Here is an 18,181-nt window from a genome sequence, read left to right as displayed (position 1 = left end):
GCCTTGAAACTGCTGATTCTCGATCGTGACGGGGTGATCAACCAGGACTCCGACGCCTACATCAAGTCGCTGGAGGAGTGGATCCCGATTCCCGGCTCGATCGAGGCCATCGCGCAGTTGAGCAAGGCCGGCTGGACGGTGGCAGTGGCCACCAACCAGTCCGGCATCGCTCGCGGCTATTACCCGCTGTCGACCCTAGACGCCATGCACGCCCGCCTGCGCGAGCTGGTGGCGGAGCAGGGCGGCGAGGTCGGCCTGATCGTCTACTGCCCTCATGGCCCGGATGAAGGCTGCGCTTGCCGCAAGCCCAAGCCGGGCATGCTGCGGCAGATCGCCGGGCATTACGGCGTCGAGCTGACCGGCGTGTGGTTCGTCGGCGACAGCAAGGGTGACCTGGAGGCCGCGTTGGCCGTCGATGCACAACCGGTTCTGGTACGTACCGGCAAAGGTGAGAAGACCCTCGCCAAAGGCGTACCGACGGATACACTGATTTTCGACGACCTGGCCGCCATCGCCAGAGAACTTATCCACACCTGACGCGTCCGCCCTTGCGGGCGCGTTCTTACTTCAGGCGGGCACGCCCGCAACGGTACACGCTGCTATGTCGATCCTGCAGGCGATCAGAATTTTCCTGTTCTATGTGCTGCTGGGGACCAGTTCGCTGCTCTGGTGCTCGCTGAGCTTCTTTGTTGCACCGTTCCTGTCGTTCCCCGTGCGCTATCGCTTCATCAACGTCTACTGGTGCCGCTTCGCGCTGGTGCTGGTGCGCGTGTTCCTCGGCATCAAGGTCAAGGTGACCGGCGCCGAGAACATCCCTGAGCGGCCTTGCGTGATCGTCTCCAATCACCAGAGCACCTGGGAAACCTTCTTCCTCTCCGCCTATTTCCAGCCCTTGAGCCAGGTGCTCAAGCGCGAATTGCTGTTCGTGCCGTTCTTCGGCTGGGCCATGGCCATGCTGCGGCCCATCGCCATCGACCGCGACAACCCGAAAGTCGCTCTCAAGCAGGTGGCGGCCAAGGGCGACGAACTGCTCAAGCAGAACGTCTGGGTGCTGATCTTCCCCGAAGGCACCCGCGTGCCATTCGGCCAGATCGGCAAGTTCTCGCGCAGCGGCGCGGCCCTGGCGGTAAACGCCAACCTGCCGATCCTGCCGATTGCCCACAACGCCGGCAAATACTGGCCGAAGGAAGGTTGGGGCAAGCGTTCCGGCACCATCGAGGTGGTCATTGGCCAGCCGATGTGGGCCGAGGGCAGCGGTCCACGGGCCATCGCCGAGCTGAACGACCGTGCCGCCGCCTGGAACGAACAGACCCAGCGCGACATGGGTTCACTGCCGCCGCAACAGGCCGCCAGCGAAACCGCCTCGGTAGCCTGAGCGTTCTGTGGATAACTTGTTGACAATATTTGGATGACTCGCGAAAAGTGACTGTAACTTGCTGATCCTCATACATATTTCTGTGTATGAAGGCTTCATGTAAATCGTGCATAAGTTTTTTCGCGGAATAAAAAAACCGGCTTTTACGCCGGTTTTTTTGTGCCTGTTATTCACACCTTGTCGATATCCACGTCGCGGGTCTCCTTCAGGCAGAACAAGCCGACCACCAGACTGACACCGGTGATCAGGATCGGGTACCAGAGCCCGTAGAAGATATCCCCGGTGTACACCACCAAAGCGAACGACACAGTGGGCAGGAAGCCGCCGAACCAGCCGTTGCCGATGTGATAGGGCAGGGACATCGAGGTGTAGCGGATACGGGTCGGGAACAGCTCGACCATCACCGCCGCCAGCGGGCCATAGGTCATGGTGGCGATCAGGATCATGGCCACGATCAGCAGCACCACCATCGGCTGGTTGACGCTGCCGGCATCGGCCTTGGCCGGATAGCCGGCCTTCTCGATTGCCCCACGCATGGCGGCTTCGTCGAAGCCGTCGATGCGCTGCTCACCGATGGTCACCGCCACCGCACTGCCGGCCGGCAGCGACTGCGAGCTGTACGGCAGGCCCTGCTTGACCAGGAAGGTCTTGACCTTGTCGCACGGGCTGTCAAAGCGCGCTTTACCCACAGGGTCGAACTGAAAGGTACAGCCGGCCGGGTCGGCCATCACCACGATGGGGGACTGGCGGCTGGCGGCGTCGATCTGCGGATTGGCGTAATGGCTGAGCGCCTTGAACAGCGGGAAGTACAGGACTGTCGCCAACAGCAGGCCGGTCATGAGGATCGGCTTGCGCCCGATGCGGTCCGACAGCCAGCCGAAGAAGACGAAGAACGGCGCGCCGATCACCACGCTGATGATCAGCAGGGTGTTGGCCTGGGCCGGGTCGACCTTGAGCATCTGGGTCATGAAGAACAGCACGTAGAACTGCGCGGTGTAGAAGGTCACCGCCTGCCCGGCGTTTATGCTGAACAGGGCGGTCAGGACCACCTTGAGGTTGGGCCAGGAGGTGAACGACTCGCGGATCGGCGATTTGCTGACCTTGCCTTGGGCCTTCATTTTCACGAAGGCCGGCGACTCGTGCATGCTCATGCGGATCCAGGTGGAGATCGCCAGCAGGACGATGGACAGCAGGAACGGCAAGCGCCAGCCCCAGGTTTCGAACTGGTCGCCGCTGATGTAGCGGCTGGCGAGGACCACCAGCAGCGACAGCAGCAGGCCGAGGGTGGCAGTGGACTGGATGAAGCCGGTGTGGAAACCACGCTTGCCGGGCGGTGCGTGCTCGGCCACGTAGGTCGCCGCGCCACCGTACTCACCGCCCAGGGCCAGGCCCTGGAGCATGCGCAGCACCACCAGGATGATCGGCGCGGCAATGCCGATGCTGGCGTAGGTGGGCAGCAGGCCGACGGCGAAGGTCGACAGGCCCATGAGGACGATGGTGACCAGGAAGGTGTACTTGCGTCCGATCATGTCGCCCAGGCGGCCGAACACCAGCGCACCGAAGGGACGGACCAGGAAGCCCGCGGCAAAGGCCATCAGCGCGAAGATGAACGCCGTGGTGTCGTTGACCCCGGCGAAAAACTGCTTGCTGATGACCGCGGCCAGGGCCCCGTAGAGAAAAAAGTCATACCACTCGAAAACCGTCCCGAGGGATGACGCGAAAATGATCTTGCGCTCTTCACGGCGACTGCTGGCCGTCGTGGTTGCGCCCTGTTGCTGGAGGGTGTCCGACATCGTGCTGTCCTCGGCCCCTTGTGGGGGCACAGTGATTATTGTTGTTGTCCACTGTCGACACCGGTCGACTGCTGCCGGTGTCACTGTTGCGCGCCGCCCGGGCAAGGCTCAGGGCGTCGTTATCGTTGCTCGGTCACTGCGGTTGCCGCTGGCCTCGTGGCCCTGGCGAATCAGTTGCGCGGCCTTCTCCGCGATCATCAAGGTGGGGGAGCAGGTATTGCCGGAGACGATGTTCGGCATGATCGAAGCATCGGCGATGCGCAGGCCAGGGATGCCATGCACGCGCAGTTGCGCGTCCACCACATCCAGCGGACCGTTGCCCATGCGGCAGGTGCCCACCGGGTGGAAGATGGTGGTGCCGATCTGGCCGGCGGCTTTTTGCAGTTCTTCCTCGCTGGTCAGCGCGGCGCCCGGCAGGTATTCCCTTGGCGAGAACGGCGCCAGGGCAGGGGAGGCGACGATGGCGCGGGTCAGGCGGATGGCCTGGGCGGCGACCTTGAGGTCTTCGGCTTCGCTGAGGTAGTTGGGGTCGATCAGCGGTGCCACCGCCGGGTCGGCGGAGCGGATATCCACACGCCCGCGGCTGGCCGGGCGCAGGTTGCACACCGAGGCGGTGAACGCGGCGAAGCGGTGCAGCGGCTCGCCAAAGCGGTCCAGCGACAGCGGCTGCACGTGGTATTGCAGGTTGGCCGAGGTCTGTTCCGGGCCGGAGCGGACGAACGCCCCCAACTGGCTCGGCGCCATCGCCAGCGGGCCGCTGCGGTCGTAGAGGTAGCGCAGGCCCATGCCCATCTTGCCGACCAGGCTGTTGGCGACCTGGTTGAGGGTGCGCACGTTATCCACCTGGTAGATCAGGCGCAGTTGCAGGTGGTCCTGGAGATTGCCGCCGACGCCCGGCAACTCGTGCTGCACGCCGATGCCCAGGCGTTCCAGCAAGGGCCTGGGGCCGATGCCGGAGCGCTGCAGGATGCCCGGAGAGCCGACGGAGCCAGCGCATAGCAGGATCTCGCGACGGGCCATGAAAGCTTGCCACTGACCTTCCCGGCGCCCCCGCACCGCCACTGCACGGCCGTTCTCAAGGATCACCCGATCCACCTCGACACCGGTGAGCACATCGAGATTGGGGCGGTTGGCGATCGGCCGCAGGAAGGCCTTGGAGGCGTTCCAGCGCACCCCGGCTTTCTGGTTGACCTGAAAGTATCCACAGCCCTGGTTGTCGCCACCGTTGAAGTCATCGACGCTGGCGATGCCCTGCTGCGCTGCTGCCTCGCGGAACGCATCGAGGATGGGCCAGGAATAGCGCTGCTGTTCCACCCGCCATTCACCTTCGCCGCCATGCACTTCACCCGTCCCGGCGAAGTGCCGTTCGCTGGCCTTGAACAGCGGCAGCACGTCCTTCCAGGCCCAACCCGGATTGCCTTGTTCGGCCCAGCGGTCGTAATCACCGGACTGCCCGCGCATGTAGATCATGCCGTTGATGGAGGAGCAGCCGCCGAGCACCTTGCCCCGTGGATAACCCAGACTGCGGCCGTTGAGGCCGGGCTGGTTCTCGGTCTTGAAGCACCAGTCGGTGCGCGGATTGCCAATGCAGTAGAGGTAGCCCACCGGGATGTGAATCCAGGGGTAGTTGTCGCGGCCGCCGGCTTCGAGCAGGGCGACGCGGCAGGAAGGGTCGGCGGACAGGCGATTGGCCAGCAGGCAGCCCGCAGGGCCGGCACCGACGATGACGTAGTCGTAGGACAGATCGGCTGATGGCATTTCAAACCTCGCGCCTGATTTTTATTCTTGTCTTCCTTCAGTGTTGTTGATTAATTTCGAGTTGAAAACGAGAGATTTCACTCAACCGTTGTGCGTTTTAACACAGCGCCGGCGCGACCAGCGATTAACGGGAACAGCATGTTCGACTGGAATGATCTGCGGTTTTTTCTTGAACTCCAGCGCAGTGGCCGCCTGCTCACGGCAGCCAAGCGCCTCAACACCACCCACAGCACGGTGGCCCGGCATATCGAAAATATCGAGGAGAGCCTGGGCACGGCGTTGTTTGTCCAGCATGCCCAGGGTTATGAACTGACGCCCTCCGGGCAAGCCCTGCTCAAGCATGCGGAGGCGATGGAGAATGTCGCGCTGCTGGCGCAGGAGGAGATCACCCAGGCCATCACGCCGCTGGGCAAGATCCGCCTGGGGGTGACCGAAGGCATCGGCATCGTGTTTTTCACCCCGCGCATGGGTGGGCTGTTCGAGCGGTATCCGGGGCTTGAAGTGGAGCTGGTGGCGGTGCCGCGCTTCGTCAGCATCATCAACCGCGAGGCGGAAATCAGCATCCACCTGGAGCGGCCCAACGCCGACCTGCTGATCACCCGCAAGCTCACCGACTATCGCCTGGCGCTCTACGCCAGCCGCGACTACCTGGCCCGGGCGCCAGCATTGAACAGCCGCGAGGACCTCGCCCGGCACAGCTGGATCGGCTATGTCGACGACCTGCTGTTCAGCCAGGAGCTGCTGTTTCTCAACAGCTTCTGCCGGGCGCCGAACGTGGTGTTCCGCAGCACCAGCGTGATTGCCCAGCAACACGCCGCGCGGGCGGGGCTGGGCATCGCCGTGTTGCCCAACTACATGGCCCGCCACGACCCGGAGCTGGTGCGCATCCTGCCGAGTGAAACCATCCAGCGCAGCTACTGGATCAGCACCCGTCGCGAACTGCACAAGTCGGTGCGCCTGCGGGTGGTGTGGGACTACCTGCTGGCGCTGTGTGCGGATGAGCAGGATGAGTTACTGGCCGAGTAGGGTGTTGCCGGCCAGCAGCAGCGCCGCACCAATCCCGACGATGGCAAAGGCCTGCTGCAGACGCGGCCCGGCCAGGTGATGGGCAACCTGGCGACCGCCCAGCAGGCCGAGCAGGGCGCCCACGGCAAAAGGCGCGCCCACCGTCCAGTGCATCACGCCGCTGAGGCTGGCGGTCAGCACGCTGCCGGTGGAGACCAGCGCGATCACCGCCAGGGAGGTCGCGACCATGCTCTTCATATCCAGATTGGTGTAGCGCCCCAACGCGGGGATGATGACGAAGCCGCCACCGACGCCGAGCACCCCCGACAACAGTCCGCTGAGCATCCCGGTGAAGGCCAGTGCGCGGGCGCAGGGCAGGGTCCAGCGCAGGCGCCCTTGCAGCGGGTTGAGCACGCACGGCTGCAGCTTGCGGTTGGCGCAGGGCGACTCGCCACGCAGTTCACGCCTTGCCTTGAGAAATATCCGTGCGCAGGCATAGACCAGTACTACAGAGAACACCAGAGCCAGTGGCACATTCGGCAGGCGGTGGGCCAGCCACAGGCCGAACGGCGCCGTCAGCAGCCCCAGCGCAGCGATGAAGAAGGCGGCGCGGTAGCGCACCAGCCCCTGGCGCCAGCCAAGGATCGCCCCCAGCGCAGCCGCCAGCCCCACCGCCAGCAAGCCGACTGGCGCGGCCTCGACCATGGTCAGGCCCAGACCGAATACCAGCAGCGGCACCGCGAGGATCCCGCCGCCCGCGCCGGTCAAGGCCAGGATCAAACCGACGATGGCACCCAGCACGCCACCTAGCAGATCGTGTTCCATCACGAGCGTGCCTCACGCGTCATTGGCATCGGCTTGGCCAGCCATTCCCGGCCCTTGAGCATGCCGCGCCAGTACAGCGGCGGCAGCACCCGTGCCTTCAGCCACCAGGCCAACCGGGTCGCTTTGCGACCGTCCAGCAACCAGCGGGGGAAGCTCGGCGCCAGCTTGCCGCCGTAGGTGAATTCGGCGAGGACGATCTTGCCGCGGGCGACGGTCAACGGACAGGAGCCGTAGCCGTCGTAAGCCATCAGGGTGGGCAGGCGACCGAGGGCCACCAGCACGTTGTTGGCTACCACCGGAGCTTGTTTGCGTGCGGCAGCAGCGGTCTTGGCATTGGTGGTGTTGATCACGTCTCCCAAGCCGTGGACGTTGGCGAAGGTGCGATGACGCAGGGTTGCCGGATCGACATCGAGCCAGCCCGCCGGGTCAGCCAGGGGACTGTTGCGGATCACCTCGGGAGCGATCTGCGGCGGTACGACATGGAGCATGTCGAAGGGCTGGACCAAGGTTTCCGTCGTGCCGTCGGCCAGGGTACGGAGGAAGGTCGCGCGCCGGTTCGGGCCATCCACCGCCATCAAGCGATGGCTGTAGTTCAGCTCGATGCCGTAGCGATCCACATACTCCATCAGCGCCGGCACATAGTCGGCCACGCCGAACAGCACCGCACCGGCGTTGAAGAATTGCGCCCGGACGGTACCGAGCCGACCGTTACGCAGCCAGTGATCGCAGGACAGGTACATGGCCTTCTGCGGTGCCCCGGCGCATTTGATCGGCATTGGTGGCTGGGTGAACAGGGCGCGGCCTTCGCGCAGGTTCCTCACCAGCTCCCAGGTGTAGGGCGCCAGGTCGTAGCGGTAGTTGGAGGTCACGCCATTGCGGCCCAGGGTTTCTTCCAGGCCGTCGATGGCCTGCCAATCGAGCTTGAGGCCGGGACAAACGATCAGTTGCTGGTAGCCGATCTCCCGGCCATCGGTGAGGGTCACGCGCTGGGCTTGCGGCTCGAAGCAGCGGACCGCGCCCTTGATCCAATGCACGCCGGCGGGAAGGGTGGAGGCCATGGTACGGGCGGTGCTCGGCGCCTTGAAGACACCGGCGCCGACCATGGTCCAGCCGGGTTGGTAGTAATGCACCTCGGCAGGATCGACCAGGGCGATATCGAGGGAGCTGTCGCGGGCCAGCAAACTGGAGGCGACGGCGATTCCGGCAGCACCGGCGCCGACGATCAGGACGGTGTGCCGGGGAGTGGCAGCAGGCATGGGTACATCCTTCTTTCTAATAATGATTCGAAGCGTTTCACAGGGCGTTGAGCGGGATCTTCAGATAGCTGACGCCGTTGTCCTCGGGCTCGGGAAACTGGCCGCTACGCATGTTGATCTGCACCGAGGGCAGCATCAGCACCGGCATCTCCAGGGTGGCGTCGCGGGCCTGGCGCATGGCGGCGAAGTCGTCCTCGCTGATGCCGTCATGGATGTGGATATTGCTGGCGCGCTGTTCGGCCACCGTGGTCATGTAGCGCAGCTCGCGGCCACCCGGCAGGTAGTCGTGGCACATGAACAGCCGGGTCTGGTCGGGCAGGGCGAGGATGCGCTGGATGGAGCGGAACAGGGTGCGCGCGTCGGCGCCGGGGAAATCGCAGCGAGCGGTGCCGTAGTCGGGCATGAACAGGGTGTCGCCGACGAAGGCCGCTGTCTCGCCATCCTCCTCAACGAGGAAGGTCATGCACGCCGGAGTGTGTCCGGGGGTATGCAGGGCCCGGGCCTTGAGGTTGCCGATGGTGAAGGCCTGGTCGTCATCGAACAACATGTCGAACTGGCTGCCGTCACGGGCGAAGCCGGGGCCGGCGTTGAACAGGGTGCCAAAGGTTTTCTGCACCTGGGTGATCTGGCTGCCGATCGCCAACTGGCCGCCCAGGTTCTTTTTCAGGTACGCCGCCGCCGAAAGGTGATCGGCATGTACGTGGGTTTCGAGGATCCATTGCACGCTGGCGCCCAGTTCACGGACTCGCTCGATCAGGCGGTCGGCGCTATGGGTGTCGGTGCGACCGGACTTGGGGTCGTAGTCGAGCACGCTGTCGATCAGGGCGCAGTGCCGGGTCTGCTGGTCCATTACCAGGTAACTGATGGTCCAGGTCGCGCTGTCGAACAGTGCTTCCACATAAAGATTGCCGCCGATGATCATGGTCTTGTTCTCCAGACTGTTTGGCTGGCGCCAGCACGCGGGCTTGCCAATGGTTGCCCTGGCTTTTTCAAGATATGTGCCACGCCGTCTATAGCTGAAAAGCTCCGGTTTCATTGAGTCTGGATCATTCGGCTGACAGCGACTGCCACGGCGGATGGCAGGTCGGTGGCAGACTTTGGCAGTCTTTGGCAGTGCCCGGGTTTCGGTTAAGCTGCCCTGCGCGTTTTGCCAGGTACCCTCATGTCCAGCCTTTCCCATCCCGCCATCCAGGCGCTGGTGTCCTACCTCGAACACGATTCCCTGCCCTCGATCGTGCTCGATACCGACTACAACATCCTCGCTGCCAATGCCGCGTATCAGCGCCAGTTCGGTGGGGGCGCGGTGGGCGCCAAGTGTCATCGTGTCTCTCATCGCTACGCCGTGCCCTGTGACCAAGCGGGCGAGGTCTGCCCGATGCGCAAGGCGCGGGAAAGCCGTGTAGCCGAGCGCATGTTGCATGTGCATCACACGCCTCGCGGCCCCGAGCATGTGGATGTGGAACTGCGGCCGATCCTTGACGAGCACGGGCTGGTCATCGCCTTCGTCGAGCGGATGAACCGCATCACCCTGGCTTCGGCACAGCCGCAACAACAAGGATTGGTTGGCCGTTCGGCAGCCTTCAAGGTGGCGCTGGAGGGACTGAAACGGGCCGCGCCGGCGCAGATTCCGGTACTGCTGCAGGGCGAGTCGGGGACGGGCAAGGAGCTCTTCGCCAAGGCCCTGCACATGGGCAGTCCACGTGCCGACGGTCCATTGGTCGTAGTGGATTGCACCGGGCTGACCGAGTCGCTGTTCGAGAGTGAGCTGTTCGGCTACGAGAAAGGCGCCTTCACCGGCGCGCTGCAACGCAAGACCGGTCTGGCGGAGGCGGCTCATGGAGGAACGCTGTTTCTCGACGAGATTGGCGAAGTGCCGCTGGCGATGCAGGTCAAACTGCTACGGCTGATCGAGTCGGGCAGCTTTCGTCCGGTGGGGAGCCTGAGGACCGTGCACTCGGATTTTCGGCTGGTCTGCGCGACACACAAACCACTGCGGGAGATGGCCGTTGCCGGGACCTTCCGTGAAGACCTGTATTACCGCATCAGTGGTTTTCCGATTCGCTTGCCGTCTCTTCGCGAGCGGGCGGAGGACTTGCCACTGCTGATCGAGACCTTGCTTCAACGCATGGTTGGCACCAGTGCGCCGCAGATCGACAAGCAAGCGTTGCGGCTGCTGCAGGCCTATCCCTTCCCAGGCAACATTCGGGAGCTGCGCAATGTGCTGGAACGGGCACGGCTGTTTGCCGATGACGGGGTGATTCAAAGCCAGCATCTCCCGCCCGAGATTGCCGGGGAGGGTATAGGGGTCAATGTGCGGCGCGGTGGCCTGGATGAACGTGCGCGGCTGGCCCATGCGCTGGAGAGTTTCGATGGGTCGCGTAGTGCGCTGGCGCAGCAGTTGGGGATCAGCGAACGGACGCTTTATCGTCGGCTGAAAGCGCTCGGGCTTTGAAGTGTTTCACGTGGAACACTTCAGAACTGAATGGTTGGCTGTTGGGTAAGGCGCATAAAAAAGGCCAACCTCGAAGGGTTGGCCTTGTTCAGCGCGTTACCTGAGTTACATCAGAAGTCCAGGTTGGCAACCGACAGCGCATTGCTTTCGATGAACTCACGGCGTGGTTCCACCGCGTCGCCCATCAGGGTATTGAAGATCTGGTCGGCAGCGATCGCGTCTTCAATGGTGACCTTGAGCATGCGGCGCACGGTCGGGTCCATGGTGGTTTCCCAGAGCTGATCCGGGTTCATCTCGCCGAGACCTTTGTATCGCTGGATGGTGTGGCGCTTGGTGCTTTCGGTCATCAGCCAGTCGAGACCTTCCTTGAACTCGCTGATGGCCTTCTTGCGCTCACCACGCTGCACGTAGGCACCTTCTTCCAGCAGCGAAGCGAGCTGCGCGCCGAGGGCGGTGACGGTGCGGTAGTCGTTGCTACCGAAGAAGTCACGGTTGAAGGTGACGTAGCTGGCCAGACCGTGGGAGGTGATTTCCACTTCCGGCAGCCAGATATTGCGCTCGCGATCTTCGCGCAGGCTGGCCTTGTACAGCAGGCCAGACTTCTCGACGGTGCTCAGGCGCTCCTGGAACTTGCCCAGCCATTCCTGCATTTTGGCCTGGTCGGACAGTTGTTCCACGGAGACGGCCGGCAGGTACAGGAAGTGCTCGGTCAGCTCCAGCGGGTACAGACGCGACAGACGCTTCAGGGTTTTCATCACACCGCGGAATTCGTTGACCAGGGTTTCCAGCGCGGGGCCGGAAACGGGCGGGGCGGATTCGTTGAGGTACAGGGCAGCGTCTTCCAGGGCCGACTGGGTCATGTACTCTTCCATGGCCTCGTCGTCCTTGATGTACTGCTCCTGCTTGCCTTTCTTGACCTTGTACAGCGGCGGCTGGGCGATGTAGATGTAGCCGCGCTCGATCAGTTCGGGCAACTGACGGAAGAAGAAAGTCAGCAGCAGGGTACGGATGTGCGAACCGTCGACGTCAGCATCGGTCATGATGATGATGTTGTGATAGCGCAGTTTCTCGATGTTGTACTCTTCGCGGCCGATACCGCAGCCCAGCGCGGTGATCAGGGTGCCGACTTCCTGCGAGGAGATCATCTTGTCGAAGCGGGCTTTCTCGACGTTGAGGATCTTGCCCTTCAACGGCAGGATCGCCTGGGTCTTGCGGTTACGACCTTGCTTGGCCGAGCCACCTGCGGAGTCACCCTCCACCAGGTAGAGTTCGGAGAGGGCAGGGTCCTTCTCCTGGCAGTCGGCCAGTTTGCCCGGCAGGCCGGCGATATCCAGCGCACCTTTGCGGCGGGTCATTTCCCGAGCTTTACGTGCTGCTTCACGGGCGCGCGCTGCGTCGATCATCTTGCCGACGACGGCCTTGGCTTCGTTCGGGTTCTCCAGCAGGAAGTCGGAGAAGTACTTGCCCATTTCCTGTTCGACTGCAGTTTTCACCTCGGACGAAACCAGCTTGTCCTTGGTCTGCGAGCTGAACTTCGGATCCGGTACCTTGACCGAGATGATCGCGGTCAGACCTTCACGGGCATCGTCACCGGTGGTCGCGACCTTGTTCTTCTTGGCCAGACCTTCCTGCTCGATGTAGGCGTTCAGGTTACGGGTCAGCGCGGAACGGAAGCCCACCAGGTGGGTACCGCCATCACGCTGAGGAATGTTGTTGGTGAAGCACAGCAGGTTTTCGTTGAAGCTGTCGTTCCACTGCAGGGCGATCTCGACGCCCACGCCATCGTCACGCTGGACGTTGAAGTGGAAGACCTGGTTCACCGCCGTCTTGTTGGTGTTCAGGTACTCGACGAACGCACGCAGGCCACCTTCGTAGCGGAAGAACTCTTCCTTCGCGGTGCGCTCGTCCTTCAGCATGATGCCGACGCCAGAGTTCAGGAAGGACAGTTCACGAATCCGCTTGGCCAGGATGTCCCAGCTGAAGTGGATGTTCTTGAAGGTTTCTGCCGAAGGCTTGAAGTGGATCTGTGTACCGGTGGTTTCGCTTTCACCAACGATCTTCATCGGCGCTTGCGGAACACCGTGAACATAGACCTGCTCCCAGATCTTGCCGCTACGGCGAACGGTCAGGGTCAGCTCTTCAGAAAGGGCGTTAACAACCGAAACACCTACACCGTGCAGACCGCCGGATACCTTGTAGGAGTTATCGTCGAACTTTCCGCCAGCGTGGAGGACGGTCATGATGACCTCGGCGGCGGAAACCCCTTCCTCTTTATGCACATCGACCGGAATGCCGCGACCGTTGTCGCGCACGGTGATGGATTCGTCTGGGTGAATGATTACGGTGATGTCGTCGCAGTGGCCGGCGAGGGCTTCGTCGATCGAGTTGTCGACCACCTCGAACACCATGTGGTGCAGGCCGCTGCCATCATCGGTGTCGCCGATATACATACCGGGACGTTTGCGTACGGCATCAAGCCCTTTCAGCACCTTGATGCTGGAGGAGTCGTACGTTTGATTTTCGCTCATGCCTTCACTCCCGATGGTCGTGGGTCTGGGTGATACGGCCCTGTTCCACGTGGAACAAAGCAACCGGCGTATCCGTCTGCCAGCCTTCCCTCAGTAATTCGTGGTCTACACAGGTGATAAATACCTGGCAGCGTAAGTCTTCCAGCAAGCGGCACAGTGCACGACGGTGTTGCTCATCCAGTTCGGACGGCAGGTCATCTACCAGGTAAATACACTGACCGCGGCGCGCCTGGCTGACCAGGTGTCCTTGGGCGATACGCAGCGCGCAGACCACCAGCTTCTGCTGACCGCGGGACAGGACATCCGCGGCATTGTTGGCGCCCAGTCGGAGGCGCAAATCTGCGCGTTGCGGACCAGCCTGGGTATGTCCCATCTGCTGGTCACGTTGAAGAGAGGCCGCGAGCACATCGTTCAGCTCCCGGTCCTTATCCCACCCTCGGTAGTAACTGAGGGTCAGGCCTTCGAGATCCAGAAGTTCACCAAGGATCTGTTCGAAGACAGGCTTCAACGCTTTGATGTAATTACGGCGATATTCGTCGATTTCAGCACTGGCCAGAGACAATTCACGGTCCCAGGCCGCTTGCGAAACGGCGTCAAGTGTACCATGCCGCAGCCATGAGTTTCGCTGCCGCAGCGCCTTCTGCAATCGCTGCCAGGTCCCCATGAAGCGAGGTTCCACGTGGAACACACCCCAATCGAGAAACTGCCGGCGGATCTTCGGCGCGCCTTCCAGCAAGCGAAAACTGTCCGGGTTGATCAGCTGCAGCGGCAGGATTTCTGCCAGTTGCGCGGTACCGCGGGCGTTCTGCCCATCGATACGAATAGTGAAATCTCCCTGGCGTTCCCGGGATACACCGAGATTGCTCGAGGCGCCATCGCCCAGCGCTACCTGGCCGAACACGGTGCAGACGGCTTCTTCGTACTGAATGACCGGGTTCAGGCGAGTGCTACGGAACGAGCGCGCCAGCCCCAACAGATGAATGGCTTCCAGCACGCTGGTTTTGCCACTGCCGTTGGCACCGTAGAGGATGTTGATACGCGGGGAGGGGGAGAAGGTCACCGGGTGCAGGTTACGCACCGCGGTGACAGAGACACGACTGAGGGACATCTGGAATTGTCTGGAAAGATTACAGACGCATCGGCATGACAACGTAGGAGGAGTCGTCGTTGTCCGCTTCCTGCAGCAGGGCGCTGCTGTTGGAATCAGACAGGATCAGACGAACCTGCTCGGTGGTCATGACGCCCAGCACGTCCAGCAGATAGCTGACGTTGAAGCCGATTTCCAGCGATGCACCGTTGTAGTCGACGCTGATTTCTTCTTCTGCCTCTTCCTGCTCCGGGTTGTTCGCCTGGATCTTCAATTGGCCAGCCGCCAGTTGCAGACGAATACCACGGTACTTCTCGTTGGACAGAATCGCAGTACGGCTGAAAGCTTCGCGCAGGGCCTGGCGATCACCCAACACCAGCTTGTCACCGCCTTTCGGCAGAACGCGCTCGTAGTCAGGGAACTTGCCGTCCACCAGTTTCGAGGTGAAGGTGAATTCGCCGGTCGTCGCGCGGATATGGTGCTGACCCAGGACGATGCTGACAGTGCCATCCGGCTCGGTGAGCAGACGTGCCAGCTCCAGAATACCTTTGCGCGGCACGATGACCTGGTGACGATCGGCCTGGCCGATGTCGGCGCTCATCGAGCACATCGCCAGACGGTGACCGTCGGTAGCAACGGCGCGCAGGGTGCCTGTGGATACTTCCAGCAACATGCCGTTCAGGTAGTAGCGCACATCCTGCTGGGCCATGGCGAAGCTGGTGCGTTCGATCAGACGACGCAGGCGGCTTTGCTCCAGGGTGCAGGTCAGCGAACCAGGGCCTTCTTCCACGGTTGGGAAATCGTTGGCTGGCAGGGTCGACAGGGTGAAGCGGCTGCGACCAGCCTTGACCAGCAGTTTCTGCTCGTCGACCTTGATGTCGATCAGTGCGTCGTTCGGCAGGCTTTTGCAAATGTCCATCAGCTTGCGCGCCGGAACAGTGATCTCGCCCGGTTCAGCCGGTTCTTCCAGTTGGACGCGGCCAACCAGTTCCACTTCCAGATCGGTACCGGTCAGCGACAGCTGCTGCCCCTGGACTACCAGAAGTACGTTGGACAGTACCGGCAAGGTCTGGCGGCGCTCGACGACGCCTGCGACCAGTTGCAGGGGTTTCAACAGGGCTTCGCGTTGAATGGTGAAATGCATGGTCTAGTCCCTTGCCTTGAAAAGCTGCGCTGACATCAGGTCGTCAGGGTCCGCAGCAGGTTCTTGTAATCCTCGCGGATATCCGCGTCGGATTCCTTGAGTTCATTGATCTTGCGGCAGGCGTGCAACACGGTGGTGTGATCGCGGCCGCCGAATACGTCGCCGATCTCCGGCAGACTGTGGTTGGTCAGCTCCTTGGACAGTGCCATGGCCACCTGACGCGGCCGGGCCACCGAACGCGAACGACGCTTGGAGAGCAGATCGGAAATCTTGATCTTGTAGTACTCGGCGACGGTACGCTGGATGTTATCCACACTGACCAGTTTGTCCTGCAGCGCCAGCAGGTCCTTCAGCGATTCGCGAATCAGCTCGATGGTGATATCGCGGCCCATGAAGTGCGAGTGTGCGATGACCCGCTTGAGCGCGCCTTCGAGTTCGCGAACGTTGGAGCGGATGCGCTGGGCGATGAAGAACGCCGCGTCATGCGGCAGCTCGACTTTGGCCTGGTCGGCCTTCTTCATCAGGATCGCTACGCGGGTTTCCAGTTCCGGCGGCTCGACTGCGACGGTCAGGCCCCAGCCGAAGCGGGACTTCAGGCGTTCTTCCAGGCCTTCGATTTCCTTCGGATAACGGTCGCTGGTGAGAATCACCTGCTGGCCGCCTTCGAGCAGGGCGTTGAAGGTGTGGAAAAACTCTTCCTGGGAACGCTCCTTGCGGGCGAAGAACTGGATGTCGTCGATCAGCAGCGCATCGACCGAGCGGTAGAAGCGCTTGAATTCGTTGATCGCATTCAGCTGCAGCGCCTTGACCATGTCCGCGACGAAACGCTCGGAGTGCAGGTAGACAACCTTGGCATTCGGGTTCTTCTTGAGCAGGTGGTTACCCACAGCGTGCATCAAGTGAGTCTTACCCAGGCCTACGCCACCATAAAGGAAGAGCGGGTTGTAACCATGCTTGGGATTGTCGGCAACCTGCCAGGCAGCGGCGCGGGCCAGTTGGTTGGACTTGCCCTCGACGAAGTTCTCGAAGGTGAACGTGCGGTTCAGGTAGCTGGTGTGCTTGAGCGCACCTTCCACCTGCACGGTACGTTGCTCGGAACGGCCATTCGCGGAAGCAGGTGCACTGGCCGGCGCTTCACCGCCCATGGCATCGAAGCTTTCCCGAGAGGGTGCTTCTTCTACTACAGGATCGACAGCGACCGGCTTCTGGTGGACCGGCTCGCTGACCGCAGGTGGCGGAGCCTGTACGGCCTGTGCAGCGGCAGCCTGTGCCTGGGACGCCGCCACGGCAGCAGCCAGCGGCGCATTGGGCGCAGCACGAGGTGCCGAGCTACGACGGCTGCCTATTAATAAGGAAAGCGCCGGCACGGACCCGTTGCCGTGTTCGCCGAGCAGTTCGAGCAAGCGGCCCAGGTACTTTTCATTGACCCAGTCGAGCACGAAGCGGTTGGGCGCGTAGACGCGCAACTCGTCGCCTTCGGCTTCGACTTGTAGCGGACGGATCCAGGTATTGAATTGCTGGGTAGGCAGCTCTTCGCGCAGAAGCTCCACGCACTGCTGCCAAAGTTCCACTGACACGGATATCCCCTGAGTTTGAAAGCCGGTGAGGGCCGGTGAGGCAAAAACAAGCCGCCATTGTACCGGGCACCCGCACACTTATCCACACGCGGGAGACGCTAGAGACACGATAAATCAGTCATTTACTGACCAAAATACAACGCTACCCGTGTGAATAAGCTCTGTGGATAACCGCCCATGAGCTCTATGCACAACCCAGGGTTCAACCCTGTGGAAAACTCACCTGTTGATAACTGTCTATTTTATCCACCGCTTTTCCGCCTGCCCGGCACAAGCAAAGCACCGTTTCCCGACAGGGTTATGAATCTCTGTACAGTACGTGAAATAAGGCCTACAGGATGTTATCCACAGAAATCGTCGAGCTAAGATTCATAAGTTCTTCAGAAAAGCTTTAAATACCTTTCCTCTTTTTTTCTATGTTTAACCGCGATGACCCTGGTGAACCTGCCCGGTACGAAGCTCGCGCCGGTTTTTCCCTCTATAAGGAAAAGCTGGTTGGAAATTGACCTATGGACTTGCTTTCTCTAGAATCGCCGGTCTCTTAAAACGGGGGCCATTCCGGCCCGTTGTCACGAACCAGGTAACACGCCATGAAACGTACTTTCCAACCAAGCACCATCAAGCGCGCTCGCACTCACGGTTTCCGTGCTCGTATGGCCACCAAGAACGGCCGTGCCGTACTGTCCCGCCGTCGTGCCAAAGGCCGTAAGCGCCTGGCAGTTTGATTTTTCGGCATAGGTGGTGAGTCAGGACTTCAGTCGGGATAAACGTCTACTGACACCCCGACACTTCAAAGCGGTCTTTGACTCTCCATCAGGCAAGGTGCCCGGCAAGAGTCTCTTGCTCCTTGCCCGCGAGAACGGACTCGATCACCCCCGGCTGGGCCTGGTGATCGGCAAGAAAGCCGTGAAGCTTTCCGTTCAGCGCAATCGCTTGAAGCGTTTGATGCGCGATTCGTTCCGTCGCCACCAGGAAATCCTGGCCGGCTGGGACATTGTCATCGTAGCGCGCAAAGGCCTTGGCGATATAGAAAACCCGGAATTGCACCAGCATTTTGGCAAGATCTGGAAGCGCCTCGCTCGTAGTCGGCCCTCTCCAGAGGTCAAGACCGAATCCGTAGGGGTGGACCGTCCAGATGCGTAAACTGGCCCTCGTTCCGATCCAGTTTTACCGTTATGCCATCAGCCCGTTGATGGCCAGTCATTGCCGTTTCTACCCAAGTTGCTCCTGCTATGCGTACGAAGCCATCGAAACACATGGTCTCTTGCGTGGCGGGTGGCTGACCGTTCGTCGGCTGGGTCGTTGTCATCCCTGGAATGCAGGCGGTTTTGATCCGGTTCCGCCCGTTCCTTCTTCCCGTACTTCTTCGATAGCCGAGTAA

General features: G+C 61.7%; 16 protein-coding genes. 7 read left to right on the top strand and 9 right to left on the bottom strand.

Annotated elements, in window-relative coordinates; all coding sequences use genetic code 11:
• Positions 1 to 3: 3 nt before the first annotated feature.
• Positions 4 to 537: a D-glycero-beta-D-manno-heptose 1,7-bisphosphate 7-phosphatase gene (gmhB, locus tag ACODSK_RS01510; RefSeq protein ID WP_489013304.1), complete on the top strand. Its 534-nt coding sequence runs from the start codon at positions 4 to 6 to the stop codon at positions 535 to 537.
• Positions 538 to 601: 64 nt separating this feature from the next.
• Complete coding sequence (locus tag ACODSK_RS01505) at positions 602 to 1,375, top strand: lysophospholipid acyltransferase family protein (protein WP_489013303.1); 774 nt, start codon at positions 602 to 604, stop codon at positions 1,373 to 1,375.
• A 170-nt stretch (positions 1,376 to 1,545) separates the two neighbouring features.
• Here the strand turns inward: ACODSK_RS01505 and ACODSK_RS01500 are convergent, their stop codons facing one another.
• Together ACODSK_RS01500 and ACODSK_RS01495 are read right to left on the bottom strand one after the other, a co-directional pair.
• Positions 1,546 to 3,168, bottom strand: a complete 1,623-nt coding sequence (locus ACODSK_RS01500; protein WP_489013302.1) for an MFS transporter — start codon at positions 3,166 to 3,168, stop codon at positions 1,546 to 1,548.
• A gap of 108 nt (positions 3,169 to 3,276) precedes the next feature.
• Positions 3,277 to 4,926 carry a GMC family oxidoreductase gene (locus tag ACODSK_RS01495; RefSeq protein WP_489013300.1) on the bottom strand — a complete coding sequence of 550 codons (1,650 nt, stop codon included), beginning with the start codon at positions 4,924 to 4,926 and terminating at the stop codon, positions 3,277 to 3,279.
• Between the two features lie 138 nt (positions 4,927 to 5,064).
• On the opposite strand from ACODSK_RS01495, the gene ACODSK_RS01490 reads away from it, so the two are divergent.
• The gene (locus tag ACODSK_RS01490) at positions 5,065 to 5,952 is read left to right on the top strand and encodes a LysR family transcriptional regulator (RefSeq protein ID WP_489013298.1); all 888 of its coding nucleotides are present in this window, start codon (positions 5,065 to 5,067) and stop codon (positions 5,950 to 5,952) included.
• Here ACODSK_RS01490 and ACODSK_RS01485 read toward each other — a convergent pair.
• From ACODSK_RS01485 to ACODSK_RS01475, 3 genes are read right to left on the bottom strand one after another with little or no spacing between them, the layout of a single operon-like run.
• Entirely contained in the window at positions 5,938 to 6,759 is an 822-nt protein-coding gene (locus ACODSK_RS01485) for a sulfite exporter TauE/SafE family protein (protein ID WP_489013296.1), read from the bottom strand. The two genes, ACODSK_RS01490 and ACODSK_RS01485, sit on opposite strands and share 15 nt — an antisense overlap.
• Positions 6,756 to 8,012, bottom strand: a complete 1,257-nt coding sequence (locus tag ACODSK_RS01480) for an NAD(P)/FAD-dependent oxidoreductase (protein ID WP_489013294.1) — start codon at positions 8,010 to 8,012, stop codon at positions 6,756 to 6,758. Before ACODSK_RS01480 ends, ACODSK_RS01485 begins: the two co-directional genes overlap by 4 nt.
• Positions 8,013 to 8,049: 37 nt before the next feature.
• The gene (locus tag ACODSK_RS01475; RefSeq protein WP_489013293.1) at positions 8,050 to 8,934 is read right to left on the bottom strand and encodes an MBL fold metallo-hydrolase; all 885 of its coding nucleotides are present in this window, start codon (positions 8,932 to 8,934) and stop codon (positions 8,050 to 8,052) included.
• A 240-nt stretch (positions 8,935 to 9,174) separates the two neighbouring features.
• Between ACODSK_RS01475 and ACODSK_RS01470 the strand changes: the two genes are divergently transcribed.
• On the top strand, positions 9,175 to 10,464 hold the full coding sequence (locus ACODSK_RS01470; protein ID WP_489013291.1) for a sigma-54 interaction domain-containing protein: 1,290 nt from the start codon (positions 9,175 to 9,177) through the stop codon (positions 10,462 to 10,464).
• A 110-nt stretch (positions 10,465 to 10,574) separates the two neighbouring features.
• Here the strand turns inward: ACODSK_RS01470 and gyrB are convergent, their stop codons facing one another.
• Genes gyrB through dnaA form a run of 4 tightly spaced genes read right to left on the bottom strand, consistent with a single transcriptional unit; the run spans position 10,575 to position 16,800 of the window.
• Complete coding sequence (gene gyrB, locus ACODSK_RS01465) at positions 10,575 to 12,992, bottom strand: DNA topoisomerase (ATP-hydrolyzing) subunit B (RefSeq protein ID WP_489013290.1); 2,418 nt, start codon at positions 12,990 to 12,992, stop codon at positions 10,575 to 10,577.
• Between the two features lie 4 nt (positions 12,993 to 12,996).
• Positions 12,997 to 14,100: a DNA replication/repair protein RecF gene (recF, locus tag ACODSK_RS01460; protein WP_489013288.1), complete on the bottom strand. Its 1,104-nt coding sequence runs from the start codon at positions 14,098 to 14,100 to the stop codon at positions 12,997 to 12,999.
• 19 nt (positions 14,101 to 14,119) lie between these two features.
• Positions 14,120 to 15,223, bottom strand: a complete 1,104-nt coding sequence (gene dnaN, locus ACODSK_RS01455) for a DNA polymerase III subunit beta (protein ID WP_075804316.1) — start codon at positions 15,221 to 15,223, stop codon at positions 14,120 to 14,122.
• A 35-nt stretch (positions 15,224 to 15,258) separates the two neighbouring features.
• Positions 15,259 to 16,800, bottom strand: a complete 1,542-nt coding sequence (gene dnaA, locus ACODSK_RS01450; RefSeq protein ID WP_489013286.1) for a chromosomal replication initiator protein DnaA — start codon at positions 16,798 to 16,800, stop codon at positions 15,259 to 15,261.
• A gap of 590 nt (positions 16,801 to 17,390) precedes the next feature.
• Here dnaA and rpmH point away from each other — a divergent pair.
• Genes rpmH through yidD form a run of 3 tightly spaced genes read left to right on the top strand, consistent with a single transcriptional unit; the run spans position 17,391 to position 18,181 of the window.
• Positions 17,391 to 17,525, top strand: a complete 135-nt coding sequence (gene rpmH / locus ACODSK_RS01445) for a 50S ribosomal protein L34 (RefSeq protein ID WP_002551315.1) — start codon at positions 17,391 to 17,393, stop codon at positions 17,523 to 17,525.
• Between the two features lie 13 nt (positions 17,526 to 17,538).
• The gene (gene rnpA, locus ACODSK_RS01440) at positions 17,539 to 17,943 is read left to right on the top strand and encodes a ribonuclease P protein component (protein ID WP_489013284.1); all 405 of its coding nucleotides are present in this window, start codon (positions 17,539 to 17,541) and stop codon (positions 17,941 to 17,943) included.
• A complete protein-coding gene (yidD, locus tag ACODSK_RS01435) occupies positions 17,936 to 18,181 on the top strand; it encodes a membrane protein insertion efficiency factor YidD (RefSeq protein ID WP_009402541.1) in 246 nt (81 codons plus the stop codon). Before rnpA ends, yidD begins: the two co-directional genes overlap by 8 nt.

The organism is Pseudomonas sp. FG98 (assembly GCF_057808595.1).
The sequence above is the reverse complement of the archived record's forward strand: the minus strand, read 5'-3'. Positions and strand labels throughout refer to the sequence as shown.

What these genes read in the sequence shown, in the direction of transcription:
- ACODSK_RS01505 (WP_489013303.1), top strand. Translation starts at nt 602, where the DNA reads ATGTCGATCCTGCAGGCGATCAGAATTTTCCTGTTCTATGTGCTGCTG.
- ACODSK_RS01480 (WP_489013294.1), bottom strand. Translation starts at nt 8,012, where the DNA reads ATGCCTGCTGCCACTCCCCGGCACACCGTCCTGATCGTCGGCGCCGGT.
- recF (WP_489013288.1), bottom strand. Translation starts at nt 14,100, where the DNA reads ATGTCCCTCAGTCGTGTCTCTGTCACCGCGGTGCGTAACCTGCACCCG.
- ACODSK_RS01495 (WP_489013300.1), bottom strand. Translation starts at nt 4,926, where the DNA reads ATGCCATCAGCCGATCTGTCCTACGACTACGTCATCGTCGGTGCCGGC.
- ACODSK_RS01490 (WP_489013298.1), top strand. Translation starts at nt 5,065, where the DNA reads ATGTTCGACTGGAATGATCTGCGGTTTTTTCTTGAACTCCAGCGCAGT.
- yidD (WP_009402541.1), top strand. Translation starts at nt 17,936, where the DNA reads ATGCGTAAACTGGCCCTCGTTCCGATCCAGTTTTACCGTTATGCCATC.
- rpmH (WP_002551315.1), top strand. Translation starts at nt 17,391, where the DNA reads ATGAAACGTACTTTCCAACCAAGCACCATCAAGCGCGCTCGCACTCAC.
- dnaN (WP_075804316.1), bottom strand. Translation starts at nt 15,223, where the DNA reads ATGCATTTCACCATTCAACGCGAAGCCCTGTTGAAACCCCTGCAACTG.
- ACODSK_RS01470 (WP_489013291.1), top strand. Translation starts at nt 9,175, where the DNA reads ATGTCCAGCCTTTCCCATCCCGCCATCCAGGCGCTGGTGTCCTACCTC.
- ACODSK_RS01500 (WP_489013302.1), bottom strand. Translation starts at nt 3,168, where the DNA reads ATGTCGGACACCCTCCAGCAACAGGGCGCAACCACGACGGCCAGCAGT.
- ACODSK_RS01475 (WP_489013293.1), bottom strand. Translation starts at nt 8,934, where the DNA reads ATGATCATCGGCGGCAATCTTTATGTGGAAGCACTGTTCGACAGCGCG.
- gyrB (WP_489013290.1), bottom strand. Translation starts at nt 12,992, where the DNA reads ATGAGCGAAAATCAAACGTACGACTCCTCCAGCATCAAGGTGCTGAAA.